The sequence below is a fragment of the Amycolatopsis sp. NPDC003676 genome (genome assembly GCF_053587275.1).
The window spans coordinates 1-20,797 of record NZ_JBSFNS010000126.1; the positions used below are offsets into that span (position 1 = coordinate 1).

General features: G+C 70.7%; 17 protein-coding genes. 5 read left to right on the forward strand and 12 right to left on the reverse strand.

Annotated features, from left to right (window positions below):
- Positions 1–162: 162 nt before the first annotated feature.
- The 6 genes from pgl to tkt are packed head-to-tail and all read right to left on the reverse strand — an operon-like array spanning position 163 to position 8,326.
- Complete coding sequence (pgl, locus tag ACWDNU_RS39295) at positions 163–936, reverse strand: 6-phosphogluconolactonase (protein WP_449672585.1); 774 nt, start codon at positions 934–936, stop codon at positions 163–165.
- The gene (gene opcA / locus ACWDNU_RS39300; protein WP_449672586.1) at positions 933–1,946 is read right to left on the reverse strand and encodes a glucose-6-phosphate dehydrogenase assembly protein OpcA; all 1,014 of its coding nucleotides are present in this window, start codon (positions 1,944–1,946) and stop codon (positions 933–935) included. The genes pgl and opcA overlap by 4 nt, the downstream gene beginning before the upstream one ends.
- Positions 1,943–3,472, reverse strand: coding sequence for a glucose-6-phosphate dehydrogenase (zwf, locus tag ACWDNU_RS39305; protein WP_370938734.1), 1,530 nt, complete (start codon positions 3,470–3,472; stop codon positions 1,943–1,945). Before zwf ends, opcA begins: the two co-directional genes overlap by 4 nt.
- Positions 3,469–5,088 carry a glucose-6-phosphate isomerase gene (locus ACWDNU_RS39310; RefSeq protein WP_449672587.1) on the reverse strand — a complete coding sequence of 540 codons (1,620 nt, stop codon included), beginning with the start codon at positions 5,086–5,088 and terminating at the stop codon, positions 3,469–3,471. The genes zwf and ACWDNU_RS39310 overlap by 4 nt, the downstream gene beginning before the upstream one ends.
- A 10-nt stretch (positions 5,089–5,098) precedes the next feature.
- Positions 5,099–6,208 (reverse strand): transaldolase, encoded by a 1,110-nt coding sequence (tal, locus tag ACWDNU_RS39315; protein ID WP_370938732.1) that lies wholly within the window; start codon positions 6,206–6,208, stop codon positions 5,099–5,101.
- Between the two features lie 18 nt (positions 6,209–6,226).
- Entirely contained in the window at positions 6,227–8,326 is a 2,100-nt protein-coding gene (gene tkt / locus ACWDNU_RS39320) for a transketolase (RefSeq protein WP_449672588.1), read from the reverse strand.
- A 438-nt stretch (positions 8,327–8,764) separates the two neighbouring features.
- Between tkt and ACWDNU_RS39325 the strand changes: the two genes are divergently transcribed.
- From ACWDNU_RS39325 to ACWDNU_RS39335, 3 genes are all read left to right on the forward strand, one after another.
- A complete protein-coding gene (locus tag ACWDNU_RS39325) occupies positions 8,765–9,745 on the forward strand; it encodes a heme o synthase (protein WP_037814661.1) in 981 nt (326 codons plus the stop codon).
- 101 nt (positions 9,746–9,846) lie between these two features.
- Complete coding sequence (locus ACWDNU_RS39330) at positions 9,847–12,087, forward strand: HelD family protein (protein ID WP_449672589.1); 2,241 nt, start codon at positions 9,847–9,849, stop codon at positions 12,085–12,087.
- A gap of 9 nt (positions 12,088–12,096) precedes the next feature.
- The gene (locus ACWDNU_RS39335) at positions 12,097–12,612 is read left to right on the forward strand and encodes an FKBP-type peptidyl-prolyl cis-trans isomerase (protein WP_449672590.1); all 516 of its coding nucleotides are present in this window, start codon (positions 12,097–12,099) and stop codon (positions 12,610–12,612) included.
- A gap of 123 nt (positions 12,613–12,735) precedes the next feature.
- On the opposite strand, the gene ACWDNU_RS39340 is transcribed toward ACWDNU_RS39335, so the two are convergent.
- Positions 12,736–13,707 carry a quinone oxidoreductase family protein gene (locus ACWDNU_RS39340; protein ID WP_370938727.1) on the reverse strand — a complete coding sequence of 324 codons (972 nt, stop codon included), beginning with the start codon at positions 13,705–13,707 and terminating at the stop codon, positions 12,736–12,738.
- Positions 13,708–13,799: 92 nt separating this feature from the next.
- Between ACWDNU_RS39340 and ACWDNU_RS39345 the strand changes: the two genes are divergently transcribed.
- Together ACWDNU_RS39345 and ACWDNU_RS39350 are read left to right on the forward strand one after the other, a co-directional pair.
- Positions 13,800–14,117 carry a hypothetical protein gene (locus tag ACWDNU_RS39345; protein ID WP_009075903.1) on the forward strand — a complete coding sequence of 106 codons (318 nt, stop codon included), beginning with the start codon at positions 13,800–13,802 and terminating at the stop codon, positions 14,115–14,117.
- Positions 14,114–14,977 carry an ATP-grasp domain-containing protein gene (locus ACWDNU_RS39350; RefSeq protein ID WP_449672591.1) on the forward strand — a complete coding sequence of 288 codons (864 nt, stop codon included), beginning with the start codon at positions 14,114–14,116 and terminating at the stop codon, positions 14,975–14,977. The genes ACWDNU_RS39345 and ACWDNU_RS39350 overlap by 4 nt, the downstream gene beginning before the upstream one ends.
- Here the strand turns inward: ACWDNU_RS39350 and ACWDNU_RS39355 are convergent.
- The 5 genes from ACWDNU_RS39355 to mptB form a co-directional block, all read right to left on the reverse strand.
- A complete protein-coding gene (locus tag ACWDNU_RS39355) occupies positions 14,974–15,903 on the reverse strand; it encodes an acyl-CoA desaturase (protein ID WP_449672592.1) in 930 nt (309 codons plus the stop codon). The two genes, ACWDNU_RS39350 and ACWDNU_RS39355, sit on opposite strands and share 4 nt — an antisense overlap.
- A gap of 95 nt (positions 15,904–15,998) precedes the next feature.
- Positions 15,999–16,970: a COX15/CtaA family protein gene (locus ACWDNU_RS39360; protein WP_370938723.1), complete on the reverse strand. Its 972-nt coding sequence runs from the start codon at positions 16,968–16,970 to the stop codon at positions 15,999–16,001.
- 148 nt (positions 16,971–17,118) lie between these two features.
- Positions 17,119–17,907 (reverse strand): ABC transporter permease, encoded by a 789-nt coding sequence (locus ACWDNU_RS39365; RefSeq protein ID WP_449672593.1) that lies wholly within the window; start codon positions 17,905–17,907, stop codon positions 17,119–17,121.
- Positions 17,904–18,830 (reverse strand): ABC transporter ATP-binding protein, encoded by a 927-nt coding sequence (locus ACWDNU_RS39370; protein ID WP_009075909.1) that lies wholly within the window; start codon positions 18,828–18,830, stop codon positions 17,904–17,906. Before ACWDNU_RS39370 ends, ACWDNU_RS39365 begins: the two co-directional genes overlap by 4 nt.
- A gap of 6 nt (positions 18,831–18,836) precedes the next feature.
- The gene (mptB, locus tag ACWDNU_RS39375; RefSeq protein WP_370940504.1) at positions 18,837–20,468 is read right to left on the reverse strand and encodes a polyprenol phosphomannose-dependent alpha 1,6 mannosyltransferase MptB; all 1,632 of its coding nucleotides are present in this window, start codon (positions 20,466–20,468) and stop codon (positions 18,837–18,839) included.
- Positions 20,469–20,797: the final 329 nt, after the last annotated feature.

The following is a 20,797-nucleotide window of genomic DNA, read 5'->3' on the forward strand; positions in this document are numbered from 1 at the left end:
TTGGTCAACGGGCTGATCGTCGCGGTGCTGCGGGTGCCGCCGCTGATCGCGACGCTGGGCCCGGGATACGCACTCACGACACCCAGCGCCCCCGCTTCTCCCTTACCGCGCAACGAAAAAGGCTCCCCGCGCCAACGCGCGAGGAGCCCTTCCCGGATAAACCTACTCGGCCGGCGGCTCGTACACCTTCGTCAGCTTCCCGGCCGCCTCGCGGTCCAGGAGCCACAGCGTCCGCCGGTAGCCACGGGCACCCGAGACGGGGATCTGCGTCTCTGGCGCACCGGCCAGTGCCTGCGCGACCGCGTCCGCCTTGGCCGTGCCCGCCGTCATCAGCCACACCTCGCGGGCGCGGCGGATGGCGGGCAGCGTGAGCGACACGCGGGTCGGCGGGGGCTTCGGGCAGTCGCGGACCGGGACCACCGAGCGCTGGGTTTCGCGCACCTCGGCGGTTTCCGGGAACAGCGACGCCGTGTGGCCCTCGCCGCCGAGGCCCAGCAGCATGATGTCGAACTCCGGCACGTCGGCACCGGGGCCCGCCGCGTCGGAGAGGACCTTCGCGTAGGCCTCGGCGGCCGCGTCGACGTCGTCGCCGAATTCGCCGTCCGACGGGGCCATCGCGTGCACTCGCTCGGGAGCCAGCGGCACGTGGTCGAGCAGAGCTTCGCGCGCGCCCTTCTCGTTGCGCTCGTCCGAATCCGCCGGGACGAACCGTTCGTCGCCCCAGTAGATGTCCAACCGCGACCAGTCGATCGCGTCCCGCGCGCTCGACTCCCGCAGTTCCCGCAGCACGGCGATGCCGGTGCCGCCGCCGGTGAGCACCACCGACGCCGCGCCCCGGGCTGCCTGCACGTCGACGATCCGCGTCACCAGGCGGGCCGCGGCGGCCGCGGCGAGCAGGTCCGCGTTTTCGTAGACGACGACCTCGGTCCGGCTCATGACGTGCTCTTTTCCGCGGTCTTGCGGGCCGCCTTCGGCTTCGCAGCCGCGGGTTTGGCCGGAGCCTTGGCGGCAGCGGGTTTCGACCCGTTGGACGCGGCGATCTTGTGCAGCCCGTGCAGGGCCGCCTCGTAGATCTCGTCCGGGTCGAGCCGCCGCAGTTCCTCCACGAGGCACTCGGGATTGCTGCGCCGCTGCAACGCGATCCGCCGGGTCGGCTGGCCCGGCTGGGTCAGCGTGCCGACCCGCCCGTCCGGCCGCGTCAGCTCCACCGCGCCCGATTTCCGCTCCAGCTTCACCGAGATGATGCCCTGCGCGCTCGAGCTCTTGACCCGGTGCACCGGTGCCTTGAGGTACTCGGCGAGCCAGCCCGCGAGCAGTTCGGTGGACGGCGAATCCGCCTCGCCGGTCACCGTCGCGCTCGTGATCTTCTCGTACGGCGGCAGGTCCAGCGCCGACACCAGCTGCGCCCGCCAGCGGGTCAGCCGGGTCCACGCCAGGTCGGTGTCACCCTCCACATAGGACTTCGCACGCGTGGTGAGAGACCTTATGGGGCTCTTTTCCGCGGCCGAGTCGGTGATCCGCCGCTGCGCGAGCTGGCCGAGCGGGTCCTCCGCCGGAGCCTTCGGACCGGCCCCGGGCCACCAGGTGACGATCGGCGCGTCCGGCAGCAGCAGCGGCACGACAGCGCTCTGCCCCTGCGCGGCCAGCGGACCGTACAGTCGCAGCACGATGACCTCGCTCGCGCCGGCGTCGCCGCCGACGCGGATCTGGCCGTCTATGCGCGGCGCGGCCGTGCGCGCGCCCTTCGCCACGACGATCACCCGCGACGGATGTTCGCGGCTGGCGTCGTTCGCGGCCTCGATGGCGTCCTCGAGCTTGGCGTCGTCGTCCGCGACGATCACCAGCGTCAGCACCCGGCCGAGCGCGACCTGGCCGCCCTGCTCGCGGATCTCCACCAGTTTCTTGTTCAGCGCCGACGTCGTGGTCGACGGCAGGTCGATGATCACGGACGCCTCCAGTGCCTGCCGGTACGCTCCAGCATCTCGTCAGCGGACTTGGGTCCCCAGCTGCCCGGCGGATACTGCTCCGGCGCGGTGCCGAGCTTCGCCCAGTGCGACAGCACCGGGTCGAGGATTTCCCACGACAGCTCGACTTCCTCGTTCACCGGGAACAGCGACGGCTCGCCCAGCAGCACGTCCAGGATCAGCCGCTCGTAAGCCTCCGGCGACGATTCGGTGAACGCGTGGCCGTAGCCGAAGTCCATCGTGACGTCGCGGACCTCCATCGTGGTCCCCGGCACCTTCGACCCGAACCGCAGCGTGATGCCCTCGTCCGGCTGCACGCGGATGACCAGCGCGTTCTGCCCCAGCTCCTCGGTGGAGGTGGAGTCGAACGGCAGGTGCGGCGCGCGCTTGAACACGACCGCGATCTCGGTGACGCGCCGGCCGAGCCGCTTTCCGGTGCGCAGGTAGAACGGCACGCCCGCCCAGCGGCGGTTCTGCACCTCCAGCGTCACCGCGGCGTACGTCTCGGTGGTCGAGTCCTTCGCGAACCCGGCTTCCTGCAACAGCCCCGGCACCTTGGTGCCGCCCTGCCAGCCGCCCGCGTACTGCCCGCGCGCGGTGGTCTCGTGCAGCGGCAGCATCGGCTTGGTCGCCGCCAGCACCTTGGCCTTCTCCGAGCGCAGCGCCTTCGGCTCGAACGACAGCGGCTCGTCCATCGCGGTGAAGGCGAGCAACTGCAGCAGGTGGTTCTGGATGACGTCGCGCGCCGCGCCGATCCCGTCGTAGTACCCCGCGCGGCCGCCGAGACCGATGTCCTCGGCCATGGTGATCTGCACGTGGTCGATGAAGTTGGCGTTCCAGATCGGCTCGAACAGCTGGTTCGCGAAGCGCAGCGCCAGGATGTTCTGCACCGTCTCCTTGCCGAGGTAGTGGTCGATGCGGAACACCGACTCCTCGGGGAAGACGTCGTTCACGATCGCGTTGAGCTCCTTGGCGCTCTTGAGATCGTGGCCGAACGGCTTCTCGATGACCACGCGCCGCCAGGTGTTCTCGTCGGCCTGCGCGAGGCCCGAGCGCGCCAGCTGCTTGGTCACCACCGGGAACGCGCCCGGCGGGATCGAGAGGTAGAACGCGGTGTTGCCGCCGGTGCCGCGTTCCTCGTCCAGTTCGCGCACGGTCTTCGCGAGCCGGTCGAAGGCGTCGTCGTCGTCGAAAGTGCCTTGGACGAACCGGATTCCTTCGGCGAGCCGGTTCCAGACCGACTCCTTGAACGGCGTCCGCGCGTGCTCCCGCACCGAATCGTGCACCAGCTCGCCGAAGTCCTGGTGCTCCCAGTCCCGGCGGGCGAAGCCGACCAGCGAGAACCCGGCGGGCAGCAGCCCGCGGTGCGCGAGGTCGTAGATGGCGGGCATGAGCTTCTTGCGCGCCAGGTCGCCGGTGACGCCGAAGATCACCAGGCTCGACGGCCCGGCGATCCGCGGCAGCCGCTTGTCGCGGGGGTCCCGCAGCGGGTTGCGCCAGGTGGTCACTGAGCGGCCTCCTGCACTGCCCGGACGAGCTCGGCGAGCCCGGCGGCGCGGTCGGTCAGGTGCAGCCGCAGCACCGGACGCCCGTGCTCGGCGAGCACCTGGCCGTCGCCGAGCGCCTGCGCGTGCTGAAGCTGCCCAAGCGTGTACGGGCGGTCCGGCACCGAGAGGTCTTCGTCGACGGCACCGGTGATCTGCAGGAAGCTGCCGTTCTGGTGGCCGCCCTTGTGGTACTGCCCGGTGGAGTGCAGGAACCGCGGGCCCCAGCCGAACGTGGTCTGCACGCCGGTCCGCTTGGCGATTTCGCCGCGCAGCAACGAAGTCGACGCGTCGTCCAGCCGGTCGAGGTAGGCCTGAACGGCGATGTAGCCGCCATCAGCCACCGAACCGAAGAACGCGCGCAGCACGTCGGCGAGCTTGCCGTCAGTCGAAACGCCTTCGCTGCCAAAGACTTCGACGGCACCGTCCACAGTGGCCGGTTCTTCGCCGCCCTTCAGCTTCTCCGGGTCGTCCAGCAGCGCACGCGCCGCCTTCTTGGCCGCTTCCACATCAGGCTGGTCGAACGGGTTGATCCCGATCAGCCGTCCGACGAGCGCGGTCGCGAACTCCCACAACAGGAACTGCGCGCCGAGCGGGCCGGTCACCGAAATCTGCGCCGCGCCTTCCGCAGCGCCGATCGCGACGGCGGTCGCGTCCTTGCCGTGGTCGGCGAACCCGGGCGCGTCCGGGCCTTCGACGGCCACCGGCAGCAGTCCGGTGCCGAGCTTGCCGGTGGACTCGGCGATCAGCTGCTCCGCCCAGTCCGGGAATCCCTTGATGCCGGAACCGGTGTCGGCCAGCACCACCTTCTCCGCGCCCGCTTCGTGCGCTGCGCCCCAAGCCGCCGCGAGCTGCACGGCCGGGTTCTCGGCGGTGTCCTCGGCGAGCGTTTCCGCCACGGAGGCGGCCTGGTCGAGCAGCCGCGCGACGTCCGCGCCCGCGAGACCGGCCGGCACGAGGCCGAACGCGGTCAGCGCGGAGTAGCGGCCGCCGACGTGCGGATCCGCCAGAAAGGTCTTGCGGTAGCCCTCTTTCTCCGCCAGTTCGGAGAACGGGGAGCCGGGATCGGTGACGACGACGATCCGTCGCGCCGCGTCGATCCCGGCATCCGCGAACGCCTTGGCGAAAATCCGGCGGTGGCTGTCCGTCTCGACAGTGCCGCCGGATTTCGACGACACCACGATGACGGTGCGCTCGAGGTCGCCCGCGAGCGCGTCGGCCACCTGGCCGGGGTCGGTCGTGTCGAGAACCGTGAGCGGGACGCCGGCGGTGGCGGTGATGACCTCCGGCGCGAGCGACGAGCCGCCCATGCCGGCGAGCACCACGCGGTCCACGCCCTCGCTGCGCAGTTCCGCGCGCAGCGCTTCGATTTCCCCGATCAACGGACGCGACGACTTGTGCAACGTCGTCCAGGACAATCGGATCGACGCTTCGGACTCGGCGTCCGGACCCCACAGCGTGGAGTCCTTGGCGGCGAGCTTGGCAGCGGCGCCGTCGGCGGCCAGCCGCTGCGCCAGCGGCGCTGCCTTTTCTGCCAGTTCGGCGTCGACGATCACGACGCCGGTTTCGTCCCCGCTCATGGTCTCTGGTTCAGCCCCTCGCTTTGTTCAGCTGCCCGGTCACCGTGTCCAGCAGTTCCTGCCAGGACTTCTCGAACTTCTCGACGCCCTCGGTCTCCAGCGTCAGGAACACGTCGGGCACGTCGATGCCCGCCGCGGACAGCTTGTCGAAGATCGCCTGCGCCTGCTCGCCCTTTCCGGAAACCGTGTCGCCGGTGATCTCGGCGTGGTCGGCGACCGAGTCCATGGTCTTCTCGGGCATCGTGTTCACGACGTCCTTGACCACGAGCTGGTCGACGTACCGGGTGTCGGAGTAGGCCGGGTCCTTCACGCCGGTGGAGGCCCACAGCGGACGCTGCGCGTTCGCACCGGCCTCGGCCAGCGCCTTCCACTGGTCCGTGGCGAACAGCTTCTCGAAGGCCGCGTACGCGAGCCGCGCGTTGGCGATGGCCGCCTCGCCCAGCAGCGCCTTGGCCTCGTCGGTGCCGATCGCGTTCAGCCGCTTGTCGACCTCACTGTCCACACGGGACACGAAGAACGACGCGACCGAGTGGATGCCCTTGAGGTCGTGGCCGTTGGCCTTCGCCTGCTCGAGACCGGCGAAGAAGGCCTTGATGACGGCCTCGTAGCGCTCGACGGAGAAGATCAGCGTGACGTTGACGCTGATGCCCTCGGCGAGCGTCGCGGTGATCGCGGGCAGGCCCTCTTCGGTGGCCGGGATCTTGATCATCACGTTCGGCCGGTCGACGGTCTTCCACAGGTCCTTGGCCTCGGCCACCGTCTTGTCGGTGTCCTTCGCCAGGCGCGGGTCCACCTCGATGGACACGCGGCCGTCGACGCCGTTCGTGGCGTTGTACACGTCGCGGAACAGGTCCGCGGCGTTGCGCACGTCGGTGGTGGTCAGCTCCCGGACGGTGCCGTCGAGGTCCGCGCCGCGCGCGGCGAGGTCGTTGACCTGCTCGTCGTAGGCGGCGCCCTTCGACAGCGCGTTCGCGAAGATCGTCGGGTTGGTGGTCACGCCGACGACGTGCTTGTCGCGGATGAGCCCGGCGAGGTTGCCCGAGTTCAGGCGTTCCCGCGAAAGGTCGTCCAGCCAGATCGAGACGCCTGCTTCGGACAGCTGCGCGAGTCGGTCAGTCATGAGTGCACTCCCTTCAATTCAGTTCTTGGTGTTGGCGATCGAACGGCGGGCGGCGTCGACCACGGCCTCGGCGGTGAAGCCGAACTCGCGGAACAGCGTCGCGGCGTCGGCCGAGGCTCCGTAGTGCTCGATCGACACGTTCTCGCCGGCGTCGCCGGTGAAGCGCTGCCACGGCATCGCGATCCCGGCCTCGACCGAAACGCGGGCCTTGACCGTCGGCGGCAGGACGGCGTCCTTGTAGTCCTGGTCCTGCGCGTCGAACCACTCGACACACGGCATGGAGACCACGCTGGTCGGGATGCCGTCGGCCTCGAGGGTCTTGCGCGCCTCGACGGCCAGCTGCACCTCGGAACCGGTCGCGATCAGCACGACCTCCGGGGTGCCGTTGGACGCCTCGGCCAGCACGTAGCCGCCCTTCTTGACGCCCTCGGCGTTCGTGCCCTCGAGCACCGGCACGTTCTGCCGGGTCAGCGCGAAGCCGGACGGGTGGTGCACGTCCTCAAGCACGGCCTTCCACGCGTACGCGGTCTCGTTGGCGTCCGCCGGGCGGACGACGTTGAGGCCCGGGATCGCGCGCAGCGCGGCGACCTGTTCGATCGGCTGGTGCGTCGGGCCGTCCTCGCCGAGGCCGATCGAGTCGTGCGTCCACACGTAGATGACCGGCGCCTTCATCAGCGCGGCGAGCCGGACCGGCGGGCGCATGTAGTCGGAGAAGGTGAGGAACGTCGCGCCGTACGGGCGGGTGCCGCCGTGCAGCGCGATGCCGTTGAGGATCGAGCCCATCGCGTGCTCGCGGATGCCGAAGTGCAGCGTGCGGCCGTACGGGTTGGTCTTCCACATGTCGGTGCCGGCCTCGGCCGGGCCGAACGAGTCGGCGCCCTTCATGGTGGTGTTGTTGCTCTCCGCGAGGTCCGCGGAACCGCCCCACAGCTCGGGCAGCGGCTCGGCCAGCGCGTTGAGCACCTCGCCGGAGGCCTTGCGGGTGGCGATGCCCTTGGCGTCGGGCTCCCAGGTCGGCAGGTTGTCCGCGAAGCCCTCGGGCAGCGTGCGGGTCGACAGCCGGTCGGCCAGCTTCTTGCGCTCCGGGTTCGCCGCGGCCCACGCCTCGAAGCGCTCCTGCCACTCGGCGCGCTGCTTCTCGCCGCGCTCGATCGCCTGGCGGGTGTGCGCGAGCACGGCCTCGTCGACGTCGAAGTTCTTCTCCGGGTCGAAGCCGAGCGCCTTCTTGACGCCCGCGACCTCTTCCGCGCCCAGCGCCGCGCCGTGCGCCTTGCCGGTGTTCATCTTCGTCGGGGCCGGGTAGCCGATGATCGTGCGCAGCTGGATGAACGACGGCCGCTCGGTCTCGGCCTGCGCCGCCTTGATGGCCGCTTCGATCGCGACGACGTCCTCGCCGCCCTCGACGGTCTGCACGTGCCAGCCGTAGGCCTCGTACCGCTTCGCGACGTCCTCGGACAGCGCGATGTTGGTGTCGTCCTCGATGGAGATCTTGTTGTCGTCGTAGAAGACGATCAGGTTGCCCAGCTGCTGGCGGCCCGCGATGGACGACGCCTCGGAAGTGACGCCCTCTTCGATGTCGCCGTCGGAGGCGATCACGTAGATGTGGTGGTCGAAGATGCTCTCGCCGGCGGGGGCGTCCGGGTCCAGCAGGCCGCGCTCGCGCCGCGCTGCCATCGCCATGCCGACGCCGTTCGCGAGGCCCTGGCCCAGCGGGCCGGTGGTGGTCTCGACGCCCTTGGTGTGCCGGTACTCCGGGTGGCCCGGGGTCTTGGAGCCCCAGCGGCGCAGCTGCTCGAGGTCTTCCAGCTCAAGGCCGAAGCCGGCCAGGTACAGCTGGATGTACAGGGTCAGGCTGGAGTGGCCGGCGGAGAGGACGAACCGGTCGCGGGCGGGCCACTCCGGGTCGGCCGGGTCGTGCCGCATCGTGCGCTGGAACAGCGTGTACGCCAGCGGCGCCAGGCTCATCGCAGTGCCCGGGTGCCCGCTGCCGCAGTTTTCGACGGCGTCCGCGGCCAGCACGCGGGCGGTGTCTACGGCGCGGGTGTCGGTCTCGGTCCAGTCGGCCGGCACGTTGCGCCGGAGCAAGGGGTTGGTCTCGCTGCTAGAGGTTTCGGACACTGAACTCGAACTCCTGCGTCGGTGAAGTGATGGCTGTATTCCGTGCGTGCCGCTCAAGTGCTGCGGTGTGCGCCCTCAGTTATCTCAATCGATCCCGAAGGGACGATATTCCTGCTGGCGGCGCTGTGCAGGCGGAGCGAGCGGCCCGACGCTGTCACCCTAGTGCGTACGTGCGCGCGCGAGCGCGGGCGACAGCCCTGCGGGTGAGGTGATCCTGCCCGCCTGTCCGTCTCCGGCTACCCGCCGCGGGCGTTCGCGACTCATCGCGGCCCGCGGCGGGCGACGTGACGGAGAAGACATCGCCGGGCGTGTCCCGGACCCGCGGGCATTGGGCCGGTCCGTCACGTCTAACATCGATCGCGGGCCAGGCACGGAAGTTCTCGCGGAGTTCCGCTTTTCTTCCGGGCCGCCCGGCCCAGGACTGACTCAGGGAGAGAAATGTCGTTGGTGAACGCTGCGCACGGACGCAGTGAGGACACCAGCGCCGTACCCCCGGACGGCGGACGGCCGAGCGGGGCCCGGCGAAGCTTCCGCCAGGTGGCCGGCGCGTACGCCGCGCTGGCGAAGCCGCGCGTGATCGAGCTTCTCCTCGTCACCACGATCCCCGCGATGTTCCTCGCCGGGCGCGAGGTGCCGAACCCGTGGCTGGTGGTCGCGACGCTGGTCGGCGGCACCATGGCCGCGGGCAGCGCGAACGCGCTCAACTGCGTGATCGACAGCGACATCGACAAGGTCATGAACCGCACCAAGCGGCGCCCGCTGGTGAAGGACGCGGTGCCGCGGCGCAACGCGCTGATCTTCGGCCTCGTCCTGGGCATCGCGTCGTTCGCCGTCCTGTACTTCACGGTGAACCTGCTGGCGGCGGTCCTCGCGATCGCGACGATCCTGTTCTACATCTTCGTCTACACCCTCGGCCTCAAGCGGCGGACGTCGCAGAACGTGGTCTGGGGCGGGGCCGCGGGCTGCATGCCGGTGCTGATCGGCTGGGTCGCGGTCACCGGCACCGTGCAGTGGCCCGCGTTCGTGATGTTCGGCGTGATCTTCTTCTGGACCCCGCCGCACACCTGGGCGCTGGGCATGAAGTACCGCGACGACTACGAGCGCGCGGGCGTGCCGATGCTCCCGGTCGTCGCGACCGCCGAGCACGTGGCCCGGCAGATCGTCATCTACTCGTGGGTGATGGTCGCCTGGACGCTGCTGCTGCTCCCGGTCACCAGCTGGCTGTACGCGACCTTCGCGATCCTCGCCGGCGGCTGGTTCCTCTTCTACGCGCACCGGCTGCAGGCCGCCGTGCACCGCGGCGAGGAAACCAAGCCGATGGCGTTGTTCCACCGGTCGAACACCTACCTGATGATCGTGTTCGTCGCGCTGGCGGTCGACTCGGCGATCGGCTTGCCGGTCCTCGGCCTCCCGTTCTGATCCTTTTCTCCGACCCGTTCCGCGCCGGGCAGGAATGGCCCGGGATCCTCGCCGGTTGCACTCTTCCGGCCCCGATCCCGACCTGAAAGCAGGACCTTTCCTTGCCCGAGGAACCGGCCTACGAAGCCGAGCTGCGCCGCGAACAGGCCTACACCGACGCGTTGTTCGCGAAGCTCGACTCCGAACGCACCCAGACCCAGCGCCGGCTGGACGAGACCCTGCGCCAGACCGGCGGGACGCCGCAGGCGCGGACCGAACGCGAAGCCGCCACGAACCTGCACACCGACCGGCTCGCCCAGCTCGGGTCGGTCGAGCAGGGATTGTGCTTCGGGCGGCTGGATTTCGTGCCGGGCAGCACGGACGAGGAGATCGCCTACATCGGACGGCTCGGCCTGTTCGACGAGGACGACGACTACCGGCCGCTGCTGATCGACTGGCGGGCCCCGGTCGCGCGACCGTTCTATCTCGCCACCGCCGCTTCGCCGGACGGCGTGCGCAGGCGACGGCATCTGCGGTCGCTGAGCCGCCGCGTCACCGGGTTCGACGACGAGATCCTCGACCTGACCGCCGCCGACCAGGGCCAGGATCTCGGGCTCGCTGGCGAAGCCGCCCTGCTGGCCGCGTTGGAGCGCCGCCGGACCGGCGAGATGGCCGACATCGTCGCCACCATCCAGGCCGAGCAGGACCGGATCATCCGCGCGCCGCTCGGCGGCGTGATGGTGGTGCAGGGCGCGCCCGGCACCGGGAAGACCGCGGTCGCGCTGCACCGCGCGGCGTATCTGCTCTACACGCACCGCCAGCAGCTGACCACGCGCGGCGTGCTCGTCGTCGGCCCGAACTCGACCTTCCTGCGCTACATCGGCCAGGTGCTGCCGTCGCTCGGCGAGACCGGCGTGCTGCTGGCGACCATCGGGCAGCTGTGGCCGGGCTTGGACGCCGACGGCGTCGAGTCTCCGGAAGCGGCCGAGGTGAAGGGGCGGCTGGTGATGGTCGACGTGCTCGCCAAGGCCGTTCGGGACCGGCAAGGTGTACCCGATCCGGTGATCGAAATCGAGCACGAACGCGAGATCCTCAAGCTCGACCGGAAGACGTGCGTGCAGGCTCGCACCCGGGCCCGCCGTTCGCGGCGGCCGCACAACCTCGCGCGGCGGTTGTTCATCTCCGACGTCCTCGACTCGCTCACCCGGCAGGCCGCCCGCTCGCTGGGCGAGGACCTGCTGGACGCACAGGACGTCCAGGACATCCGCGCCGAGCTGGCTTCGAGCCCCGCGGTGGCCGCCGCGCTGAACTCGCTGTGGCCGAAACTCAGCCCGGGAGGCCTGCTCGACGACCTGTTCGCCGACCGCGAACACCTCGACCGGGCGGCCGGCGAGCTGCTGTCCGAAGAGGATCGGAAGCATCTGGAGAGCGGCCGCACCACGAAGTGGACGCCCGCCGACGTGCCGCTGCTCGACGAACTGGCCGAGCTGCTCGGCACCGACGACTCCGAGGAAGCGGCCGAGGAGAAGCGCCGCGAACGCGTCGAGCGCGCGTATGCCGAGGGCGTGCTGGACATCCTCGATCAGGACGAGGAAATCCAGGACGAGGAGGTCCTGCGGGTGTCCGACGTGCTGGACGCCGAGCTGTTCGCCGAACGGCAGCAGGCGCGCAGCCAGCTGACCGCGGCGCAGCGTGCCGCGCAGGACCGGACGTGGACGTTCGGGCACGTGATCGTCGACGAGGCGCAGGAACTGTCCGCGATGGACTGGCGGCTGCTGATGCGCCGCACGCCGAACCGGTCGATGACGCTGGTCGGCGACGTCGCGCAGACCGGGGCCGCCGGGGGAGCGCGGACGTGGGACGAGGTGCTGTCGCCGTACGTCGCGGACCGCTGGCGGCTGGAGCAGCTGACGGTGAACTACCGGACCCCGGCGGAGATCATGGCGGTCGCGGCGGGCGTGCTCGCCGAACTCGACGTCGATCTGGCCGCGCCGGCGTCGGTGCGCGAGACCGGGGTGCCGCCGTGGGGCGTGGAAGTCGCTTCGCTGGACGAGGAACTGCCCGCGCTGGTGGCCGCGGAACTGTCCGCTGTGGACGGTGGGACCGTGGCGGTGCTGGTGCCGGGCGGTCGCGTCGATGAGGTGCGGAAGCTGCTTCCGGAGGACGAGCGGCTGAGCGTGCTGACGGTCGACCGGTCCAAGGGGCTGGAGTTCGACGGGGTCGTGCTGGTGTCGCCGGACGAGATCGCGGCGGGGTCGGCGCGCGGGCTCAACGACCTGTACGTGGCGCTGACCAGGGCGACCCAGCGGCTCGGCGTGGTGCGGACTGGTCCGGCGGTCCCTGCACTCGGTGGCCTTGGCTAATCTTCCGCTATGCAGAACATCGGCAGGACAGCTGTCTTCGGCGCGGTCGCGGCAGTCGCCGCGTTCGGCCTCACGGCCTGCGGCGGCGACAGCAGCGCGGCCCCGGCGACCCCGAGCCGCGAGTGCACCGCGGACGACATCAAGACCACCGGGAACTTCGGGCAGGTCCCGACAATCACCATCCCGGACGACTGCGCCCCGCCGAAGAAGCTGCTCACCAAGGACCTGTCGGAGGGCTCCGGCAAGGCCGCGGCCGCCGGGTCGAAGCTGTCGATGAACTACGTGGTCGTCACCTGGTCGAACAAGAAGAAGCTGGACAGCTCGTTCGACCGCGGCGAACCGTTCGGCCTCGACCTCGGCGCCGGCCAGGTCATCGACGGCTGGGACCAGGGCCTCGTCGGCGTGAAGCAGGGCGGGCGGCGGATGATGATCATCCCGCCCGCCCTGGCCTACAAGGACGGCGGCCGCGGCATCGCGCCCAACGAAACGCTGGTGTTCGTGACCGACGCCCTCTCGGTCGGCTGAGCTTTCCGGTCGTGCGGCGTCCTCGCCGGTCTTGGTTGGCTTCGCGGACGTTGCGCGAGCCGTCGTGCCCGGTCGTGAACAGTTCGCCGGTGTTCGCGACCGGCGCGCTGCCGGTGTGCTGAGTCAGGGGATCAGCAGCAGCTTCCCGGTCGTCCGGCGGCCCTGCAGGTCCTCGTGGGCCTTGCGGGCGTCGGCGAGCGGGTAGCGGCCGCCGATCCGGACGTTGAGCGAACCGTCCTGCACGGCGGCGAACAGTTCGCCGGCGCGCCAGTCGAGTTCCTCGCGGGTGCGCAGGTAGTGGCCGAGCGTCGGGCGGGTCAGGAAGAGCGAGCCGCCGGAGTTGAGCCGTTGCGGGTCGAGCGGCGGCACCGGGCCGCTGGCCGCGCCGAACAGCGCCAGCGTGCCGCGGATCTTCAGGCTCGCGAGGCTGCCGTCGATGGTGCTCTTGCCGACGCCGTCGTAGACCGCGGCGACGCCTTCGCCGTTGGTCAGCTCGCGGGTCGCGGCGGCGAAGTCTTCACGGTCGTAGCGGATCACGTGGTCCGCGCCCGCGCCGCGGGCCAGCTCGGCCTTCTCGTCGGTGGACACCGTGGCCAGCACTCGCGCGCCGCGCGCCTTCGCCAGCTGCACCAGCAGCAAACCGACGCCGCCGGCCGCCGCGTGGACGAGGATGTCGTCGCCTGCCTGCACTTCGTAGGTCGAACGCACCAGGTAGTGCGCCGTCAGGCCCTGCAGCATCGTGGCCGCGGCGGTCTCGTCAGACACGCCTTCGGGCACCTTCACCGTGGCGCTGGCCGGGACCACCGCGCGCTGAGCGTAGCTGCCGAGCACGCCCTGCCAGGTCACACGGTCGCCGGGGGCGAATTCGGTGACGCCCTCGCCGGTCTCCACGACCGTCCCGGCGCCTTCGGAACCGAGGACGAACGGCAGGTCGATCGGGTAGATGCCCTGGCGCTGATAGGTGTCGATGTAGTTGACGCCCGCGGCGGCGAGGTCGACCAGCAGTTCGCCCGCGCCGGGCGGACCGGGCTCGATCTCGGCCAGTTCCAGCACTTCCGGGCCGCCGGTCCGGGTCACCTGCACTGCGGTCGGCATGGTTCCTCCTCGAGATGTGCGCGTCTGGCGTCCACTATGGCCGAGAACACGGTCGGGCCGCGGGGGCGGGGGTCTCGGGTTAAGCTCCGGACGTGGCTGAGGAGACCGAAAACACGCCGACCGCGCCCACTGCCCGCCAGCTGGCGTCCGCCCGCGACTTCGTGGCGAAGCACGGAAAACCGTCGCGCGCCGTGGTCGAGAACATCGGGCTGGCCGGCGCGCGGGTCGTGCTCGTGGGCCCGGACGGGGCGATGGGCGACGTGCTGGTCGCCGGGGTCGAGACCGGGAACGCGCTGGTCGAGCAGGTCGACGACCTCGAAGCCGCGGAGTGGGACAGCGAAACCGTGAAGACCGTCAAAATCGGTGCCGCGCACCGGCGCAAGATGGCCGGGCCGCGAGCGGGCCGGTGACCCGCTCGGCGATTTTCGTCGGCTGCGCCGAACTGCCCGAGGGCGACGGCGACGAGGCCGCGGTGCTGCCCGCGCTCGCGGACCTCGGATTCACCGTGAGCTGGGCGGCCTGGGATTCAGCCGCGGACTTCGCTTCGGCGGACATCGTGGTGCTGCGCGCTGCCTGGGATTACCCCTCGCGCCGGGAGGAATTCCTCAGCTGGTGCGAAGACGTGCCCGGGCTGAGCAACTCGGCCACGGTCGTGCGGTGGAACACCGACAAGACGTATCTCGGCGAACTGCTCGACGCGGGCGTGCCGACGGTGCCGGTCGAGATCGTGCCGCCGGGGGAGAAGCCGCGCTGGCCGAAGAAACCGTTCGTGGTGAAGCCTTCGGTGGGCGCGGGAGGCCGCGACGCCGTCCGGTTCTCGTCTGCCGGGGCGGACGCCGAACAGCACCTGCGCGCTTTGCACGACGACGGGCGCACGGGGTTGATTCAGCCGTATCAGTCCAGTGTGGACACTCAGGGCGAGATCGCGGTGACGTACTTCGGCGGCGTTTATTCGCACGCCTTCACGAAATCCGCGTCGCTGGAGTCCTCAATGGACAATTCCGGGCTGTATCGCGAGGAGCGGCTTGCGGCCGCTGTTCCGGCTCCGGAAGTGCGTGCGGTGGCCGAGGACGCGCTGGACGCTGCGTGCGGGTTGCTCGGCATTTTGCGGGCGGACCTGTTGTACGCGCGGGTGGATCTGGTCCGCGGGGATGACGGTCGGCCGCTGGTGCTGGAGTTGGAGTTGACTGAGCCGTCGCTGGGGTTCCGGCATGCGGACGCGGGTGCGCCATTGCGGTTTGCGTCTGCGGTGCGGCAGCAGTTGGCTTAGCTCGCTCGCCGCTTCGCCGCCAGCCGTTCCGCCCGGGGCCACCGGACGTCGCTTGCCCAGCCGAGCCGTTCGAACGCCCAGATCACCCGCGCCGAGACGTCCACCTGTCCGCGCAGCACGCCGTGCCGGGCGCAGGTCGGGTCGGCGTGGTGGGAGTTGTGCCACGACTCGCCCATGGACAGCAGCGCCAGCGGCCAGAAGTTGGCCGCGCGGTCGCGGCTCGCGAACGGGCGGTCGCCGATCAGGTGGCACACCGAGTTCACCGACCAGGTCACGTGGTGCAGGAACGCGATCCGCACCAGACCGGCCCAGAAGAACGCCGTCAGCGCTCCCTGCCAGGTGCCGCTGAACGCCCAGCCGAGCGCGGCGGGCAGGGCGAGGCTGAGGGTGATCCACAGCCAGAAGAACCGGTTCACCAGCCGTAGGTCGCGGTCGCTGACGAGATCCGGCGCGAAGCGGTCGGCGTTGGTGACCTCGCGCTGGAACATCCAGCCCATGTGCGCGTGCCAGAACCCGCGCAACAGCGCCGCGGGCGACGTGCCGAAGAGCCACGGTGAGTGCGGATCGCCCTCACGGTCGGAAAACGCGTGGTGGCGGCGATGGCTCGCGACCCAGAAAATCACCGACCCCTGCACGGCCATGCTCCCGGCGATCGCGAGCGCGATCCGCAGCGGGCGGCTCGCTTTGAAGGCGCCGTGGGTGAAGTAGCGGTGGTACCCGACGGTGACGCCGAGCGTCGCGAGCACGTAGAAGACGGTCGCGAGGATCAGGTCGGTCCAGCCGATGCCCCATCCCCACAGCAGCGGCACGGCGGCGATCAGCGCGGCGAACGGCACGAGCAGGAACGTCTTGAGCACGATCATCTCGGCGGTCCCGCGCCGGCCGGAGAGAAGGGGCTTGCCGGTACGGGCAGGGGCGGTCGGCATGGCGGCACCTCGGGCTTTTCGGAAAGCCGGACGGCGACGACGGTAAGCCGCCGACCTGTCCGCCGGGCCGACGCGCAGTTACGCCCGGATGACCGTCAGTTCGCGGCAGCGAGTTCCCGCTTCTCCGCGGGCTCCAGCGAGGTCACCGGCCCGCGGTCGCGGGTCCCCGTCCACAGCACCGCCGTCACCACGATCACGAGCGCCGAGCCCAGCACGTGGAACGACACCATCGCCTCGGGCACGCCCAGCGCGTACTGCACCGTTCCCAGAACCCCCTGCAGCAGCGCGACAATCCACACCCACGCATACCGCTGCCACACGCTCTTCGGCGCGCCGACGCGCATCAGCGTGAGCCCGAAGACGCCCAGCACCACGAGGTAAGCGATCAGCAGCCCGCTGTGGACCCGGGCCAGCTGCTCGATCGGGGCGTCGAGGCGATGCGTGTTCACGTCGCCGCCGTGCGGGCCCGCGCCGGTGACCGTGGTCCCGGCGATCAGGACTGCCCACATCAGGACCGTCAGCAGCACCAGCATCTGCCGTCCCAGTTTCGGGACCAGCGGGCGCGCCGGTTCGTCTCCTTCGCGGAACGCCTTCAGCAGCAGCACCGCCAGCCACACGAGCGGCGTGGAGGCCAGGAAGTGGATCGCGACCGTCCACCATTCCAGTTTCGCCAGCACGGTCAGCCCGCCGATGACCGCCTGCAGCACGACGCCGCCGGGCATCGTCCAGGCGAGCTTCACCAGGCGCTTGCGCTCCGGGTGGTCGATCTGCATCCGCCACGCGGTGAGCACGGCCAGTGCCGCCACCACGATCACGACGCCGGTCAGCATCCGGTTCGAGAACTCGATCCACTGGGTGACCGCGTCGATGCCGGAGTGCCGCACCGGCACCAGGCTGCCCGCGACGCACTGCGGCCAGGTCGGGCATCCCAGCCCGGACCCGGTCACCCGCACCACGGAACCGGTGACGCCGATGCCTGCCTGCGTGACCACCGCGGCGATCCCGACGCCGCGCTGGACCGCGGCGGACGGATACGGCAGGCGGGCGATCAAACTGCGAAGGGACACGCGGAAAGAATACTCGCGCGCGTTTTCCCGCCTTCACGCGGCGGTATTGTTCCGCACGGAATCGCCAGCGTGCGCAAGGAATCGGGTGCGGCGGCGGTCACATTAGCGGCCTGTTTTCCGCGCGGTGATCCGTAATTGGAGGTGGGATTCAGGTGAGTTTCGTAGTCCGCGTCGCCAGCACTCCGGCCACCGCGGCCCACACCACCAGCACCGCCGCCGGGCCGAGCGGGAACTGGCCGTCCACCAGCGCCGCGCGCATGCCTTCCGCCAGCGCGCCCGACGGCAGCAGCGAAACGATCACCCCGACCCCGGACGGCAGCGCCGACGGAGCCAGCAGAATCCCGCCAGCAAGCAGCAGCACGAACCACACGATGTTCGCCAGCGCCAGCACGGCTTCCGCACGCAGCGCGCCACCCAGCAGCACGCCCAGTGCGCCGAAAGCCAGCGTCCCCAGGACCAGCAGCACCACCGCGGAGCCGATCCCGGCGGCCGACGGCGACCAGCCCAGGAAAGCCGCCACCACGCCGAGCACCACGGACTGCAGGGCCACGACGACCAGCGCCGCCACGACTCGCCCGGCCACGAGCAGCCAGCGCGGCAGCGCCGTCGCCGAAAGCCGCTTCAGCACGCCGTAGCGGCGGTCGAAGCCGAGGGCGATCGCCTGGCCGGTGAAGGCCGACGACATGACCGCCAGCGCGAGAATCCTCGGCGTCATCCAGTCCACTTTGGACGTCGAGCCGAGCTGGCTCGCCGGCAGGATGTCCAGCGAGCTCAGGCCGATCAGCAGCGCGAGCGGAATGATCAGGGTGAGCAGCAGCTGCTCGCCGTGCCGCAGGGTCAGCGCGGCCTCGACGCGCGCGTGCGTGCGCAGCATCTTGCCGAGCGAGCCGCGGCCGGGCGCGGGGGCGAAAGTCCCTGCGGGGAACGGAGAACTCATGCGCGCAGCTCCCGTCCGGTGAGTTCGAGGAACACTTCTTCGAGCGTCCGACGTCCGACTTGCAGTTGTTCGGGCAGGACGCCCTGTTGCGCGCACCAGGCGGTGACCGCGGAGACCACCTGCGGGTCGACCGCGCCCTCCACCAGGTACGAACCGGGCGCGGTTTCGCTGACCCGGTACCCCTCCGGCAGCGCGGCCGCGAGCAGCGTCGTGTCGAGCTTCGTGCGGGCGCGGAACCGCAGCTGCGCCGCCTCGCCCGCTTCCAGGGTCAGCGAATGCGGCGTGCCCTCGACGACCACCTTGCCGTGGTCCACGATCACCACCTGGTCGGCCAGCGTTTCCGCTTCCTCCATGAGGTGGGTGGTGAGCAGGACGCTCACGCCGTCCGCGCGCAGCGCCGCGAGCAGGTCCCAGACCAGCCGCCGGGCCTGCGGGTCCATCCCGGCGGTGGGTTCGTCCAGGAACACCAGCTCCGGACGGCCGACCAGCGCGCACGCCAGGGAAAGCCGTTGCTGCTGCCCGCCGGAGAGCCGTTTGAACGGCGTCCGCTTCGCGCCGGCCAGCCCGAGCACGTCGAGCAGCCACGCCGGATCGTGCGGGTTCGCCGCGCAGGAAGCCACTAGCCGCAGCATTTCCTCCGCGCGCACGCCCGGGTACGCGCCGCCGCCTTGGGGCATGATGCCGACGCGCGGGCGGAGCCGGGAACTGTCCGCGACGGGGTCGAGGCCGAGCACGCGCACCCGGCCCGCGTCAGGTCTGCGGAAACCCTCGCAAATCTCGACAGTGGTCGTTTTTCCGGCGCCGTTCGGCCCGAGCAGGGCCAGCAGGGAACCACGCTCCATGCGCAGGTCGATGCCGTCGACCGCGGTGGTGGAGCCGTAGCTTTTCGCCAAGCCGGAGATCTCGACGGCGGGGTTGTCCACAACGAATCACGATACGACGTCGGCGGGCGCGCGCGGTGCTGGGGACGCCGGAGGTGTCCTGGACAACAGCAGCGGCGAAACCCGGTACACGATCGCGAGGCCGCCGAGGGTCACCAGAGCGGCCGCGCCGTAGGCCCACGGCAGGACGTATGAGCGGCCGTCGAAGGTGCCGCCGGTGGGCGGGAGCAGGAACGGCAGCCCGGCGCTGATGACCGTGGCGACCACCCGGAACCGCGACGTCCCGGCCGCCGCGGCGAGCGGGATCACCGCCCACAGCAGGTACCACGGCTGGAGGTTGATCTGCAGGATCATCGCCGCGCCCAGCGAGACGCCGAGCCCGATGATCGGCCGGTAGCGCCATTTGAAGCTGGCCCACAGGAATTTGATCGTGACCGCCGCGGTGATCACGTTGCCGAGCGTGCCGAGGATCGGCACCAGCGCGTCGGTGTGGTTGCCGAGCCCGAGCGTGATGCCGAGGACGCCGCCGAGGTTCGCGACCTCCGCGGTGGGGGAGATGAACGACCGCACCAGCCCCGGCGTGCTCGCCGTCGCGCCGATCCAGCCGAAGCCCAGCCCCGTGCCGACGCAGATCGCGGTCAGGACCACGCCGAACAGCACCGCCATCGGCGCGCCCGCCCACACCAGGTCCTTCAGCCGCCCGTGCCACCTGCGCGCGACCATCACCGACAGGAACGGCAACGCCAGCACAGCCGGGATTTTCACCGTGGCGCCGATCGTGATGATGACGACGCCGAGCGCGATGAAGAGGAGTTCGCCCTTCGCCAAGGGCGGCGGACTGTCGCCCTTCACCCGCACTGGGAGCCGCCGGATGCCGATCTCCAGTCCGGCGACCATGAGCCCGATGGCCAGCGAATCGTTGTGCGCGCCCGCGACGAAATGGAAGATCAGCAACGGGTTCGCCGCGCCCAGCCACAGCGCGGTGGCCGGCTGCACGCCGAAGCGCCGGGCCAGCCGCGGCACCGCCCACACGATCAGCAGCACGCCGACCATCGCGAGGCCGCGCTGCAGCAGCACGCCGACGACGATGTTGTTGCCGCCGACCGGAGCCAGCCAGCCGCCGAGCCGCAGCAGCAGCGGACCGTACGGGGCGGGGGTCTCGCGCCAGATGTTGGTGACGCCCGCGGTGAGCGGGTCCGCGACGCCGAGCGCCTGCGCCGGGCCCAGCTGGTACGGGTCCATGCCGCGGTGCACGATCTCGCTCTGCGCGAGGTAGCTGTAGACGTCGCGGGAGAACAGCGGCGGGATCAGCAGCAGCGGCGCGACCCACATCGCGACGGTGCGGGCGAGCTGCCCGCTGGTGGCCAGCCGCGCGCTCGCCGGACGGGCGAACCGGGCCAGCATGAGCCAGCTCAGCACCAGGATGCCCATGCCGGAGAAGGCGATCGCGAGCGAGACCGTCGGGATCCGGATGAACAGCCGCAGCACCGGCAGGTCCTGCACCGGGTTGATCACCGGCGCGGCTCCGGCGCCGAGCGAGCCGAGCGCGAGGAACAGCGAACCGACCGTGCCGAAACGGCGGACCACGTCGAGGCCGCGGGTCTCGGCGGCGTTCAGCGGATCGGTGCGGCGCGGGCCGACCGGGGACGGCGCGGCTTCGGGGGCCGGGGGCGCGGCCACGGCGCCGTCGGCACCGTCAGCGCTGCCCGGTTCGCCGGATAAGTCCGGTTCCGGGGCCCGCTGGTCCGGGTGTTCGCCGACTGCCACGACCGGAAGCGTATCGACTCCGGTTCGAGGGGTGTATCGAGCCGTTCGGTCCCCGGTGCCGGGATTGCTCCCGTTGGTCCGTGAAGGGCTCCTTGAGGGAATCGGATTCCCCGTGCCCAGGGCTCGAGGCGGCCCCGCAGTCTCGGCCGACGGGGGAGACGGCCGTCCGTGAGGGGAACCCTGAGGCGACCTTGTGCAGCAGCTCGCCCAGCGGCAGCTCCAGCGCCTCGCAAATCGACGCC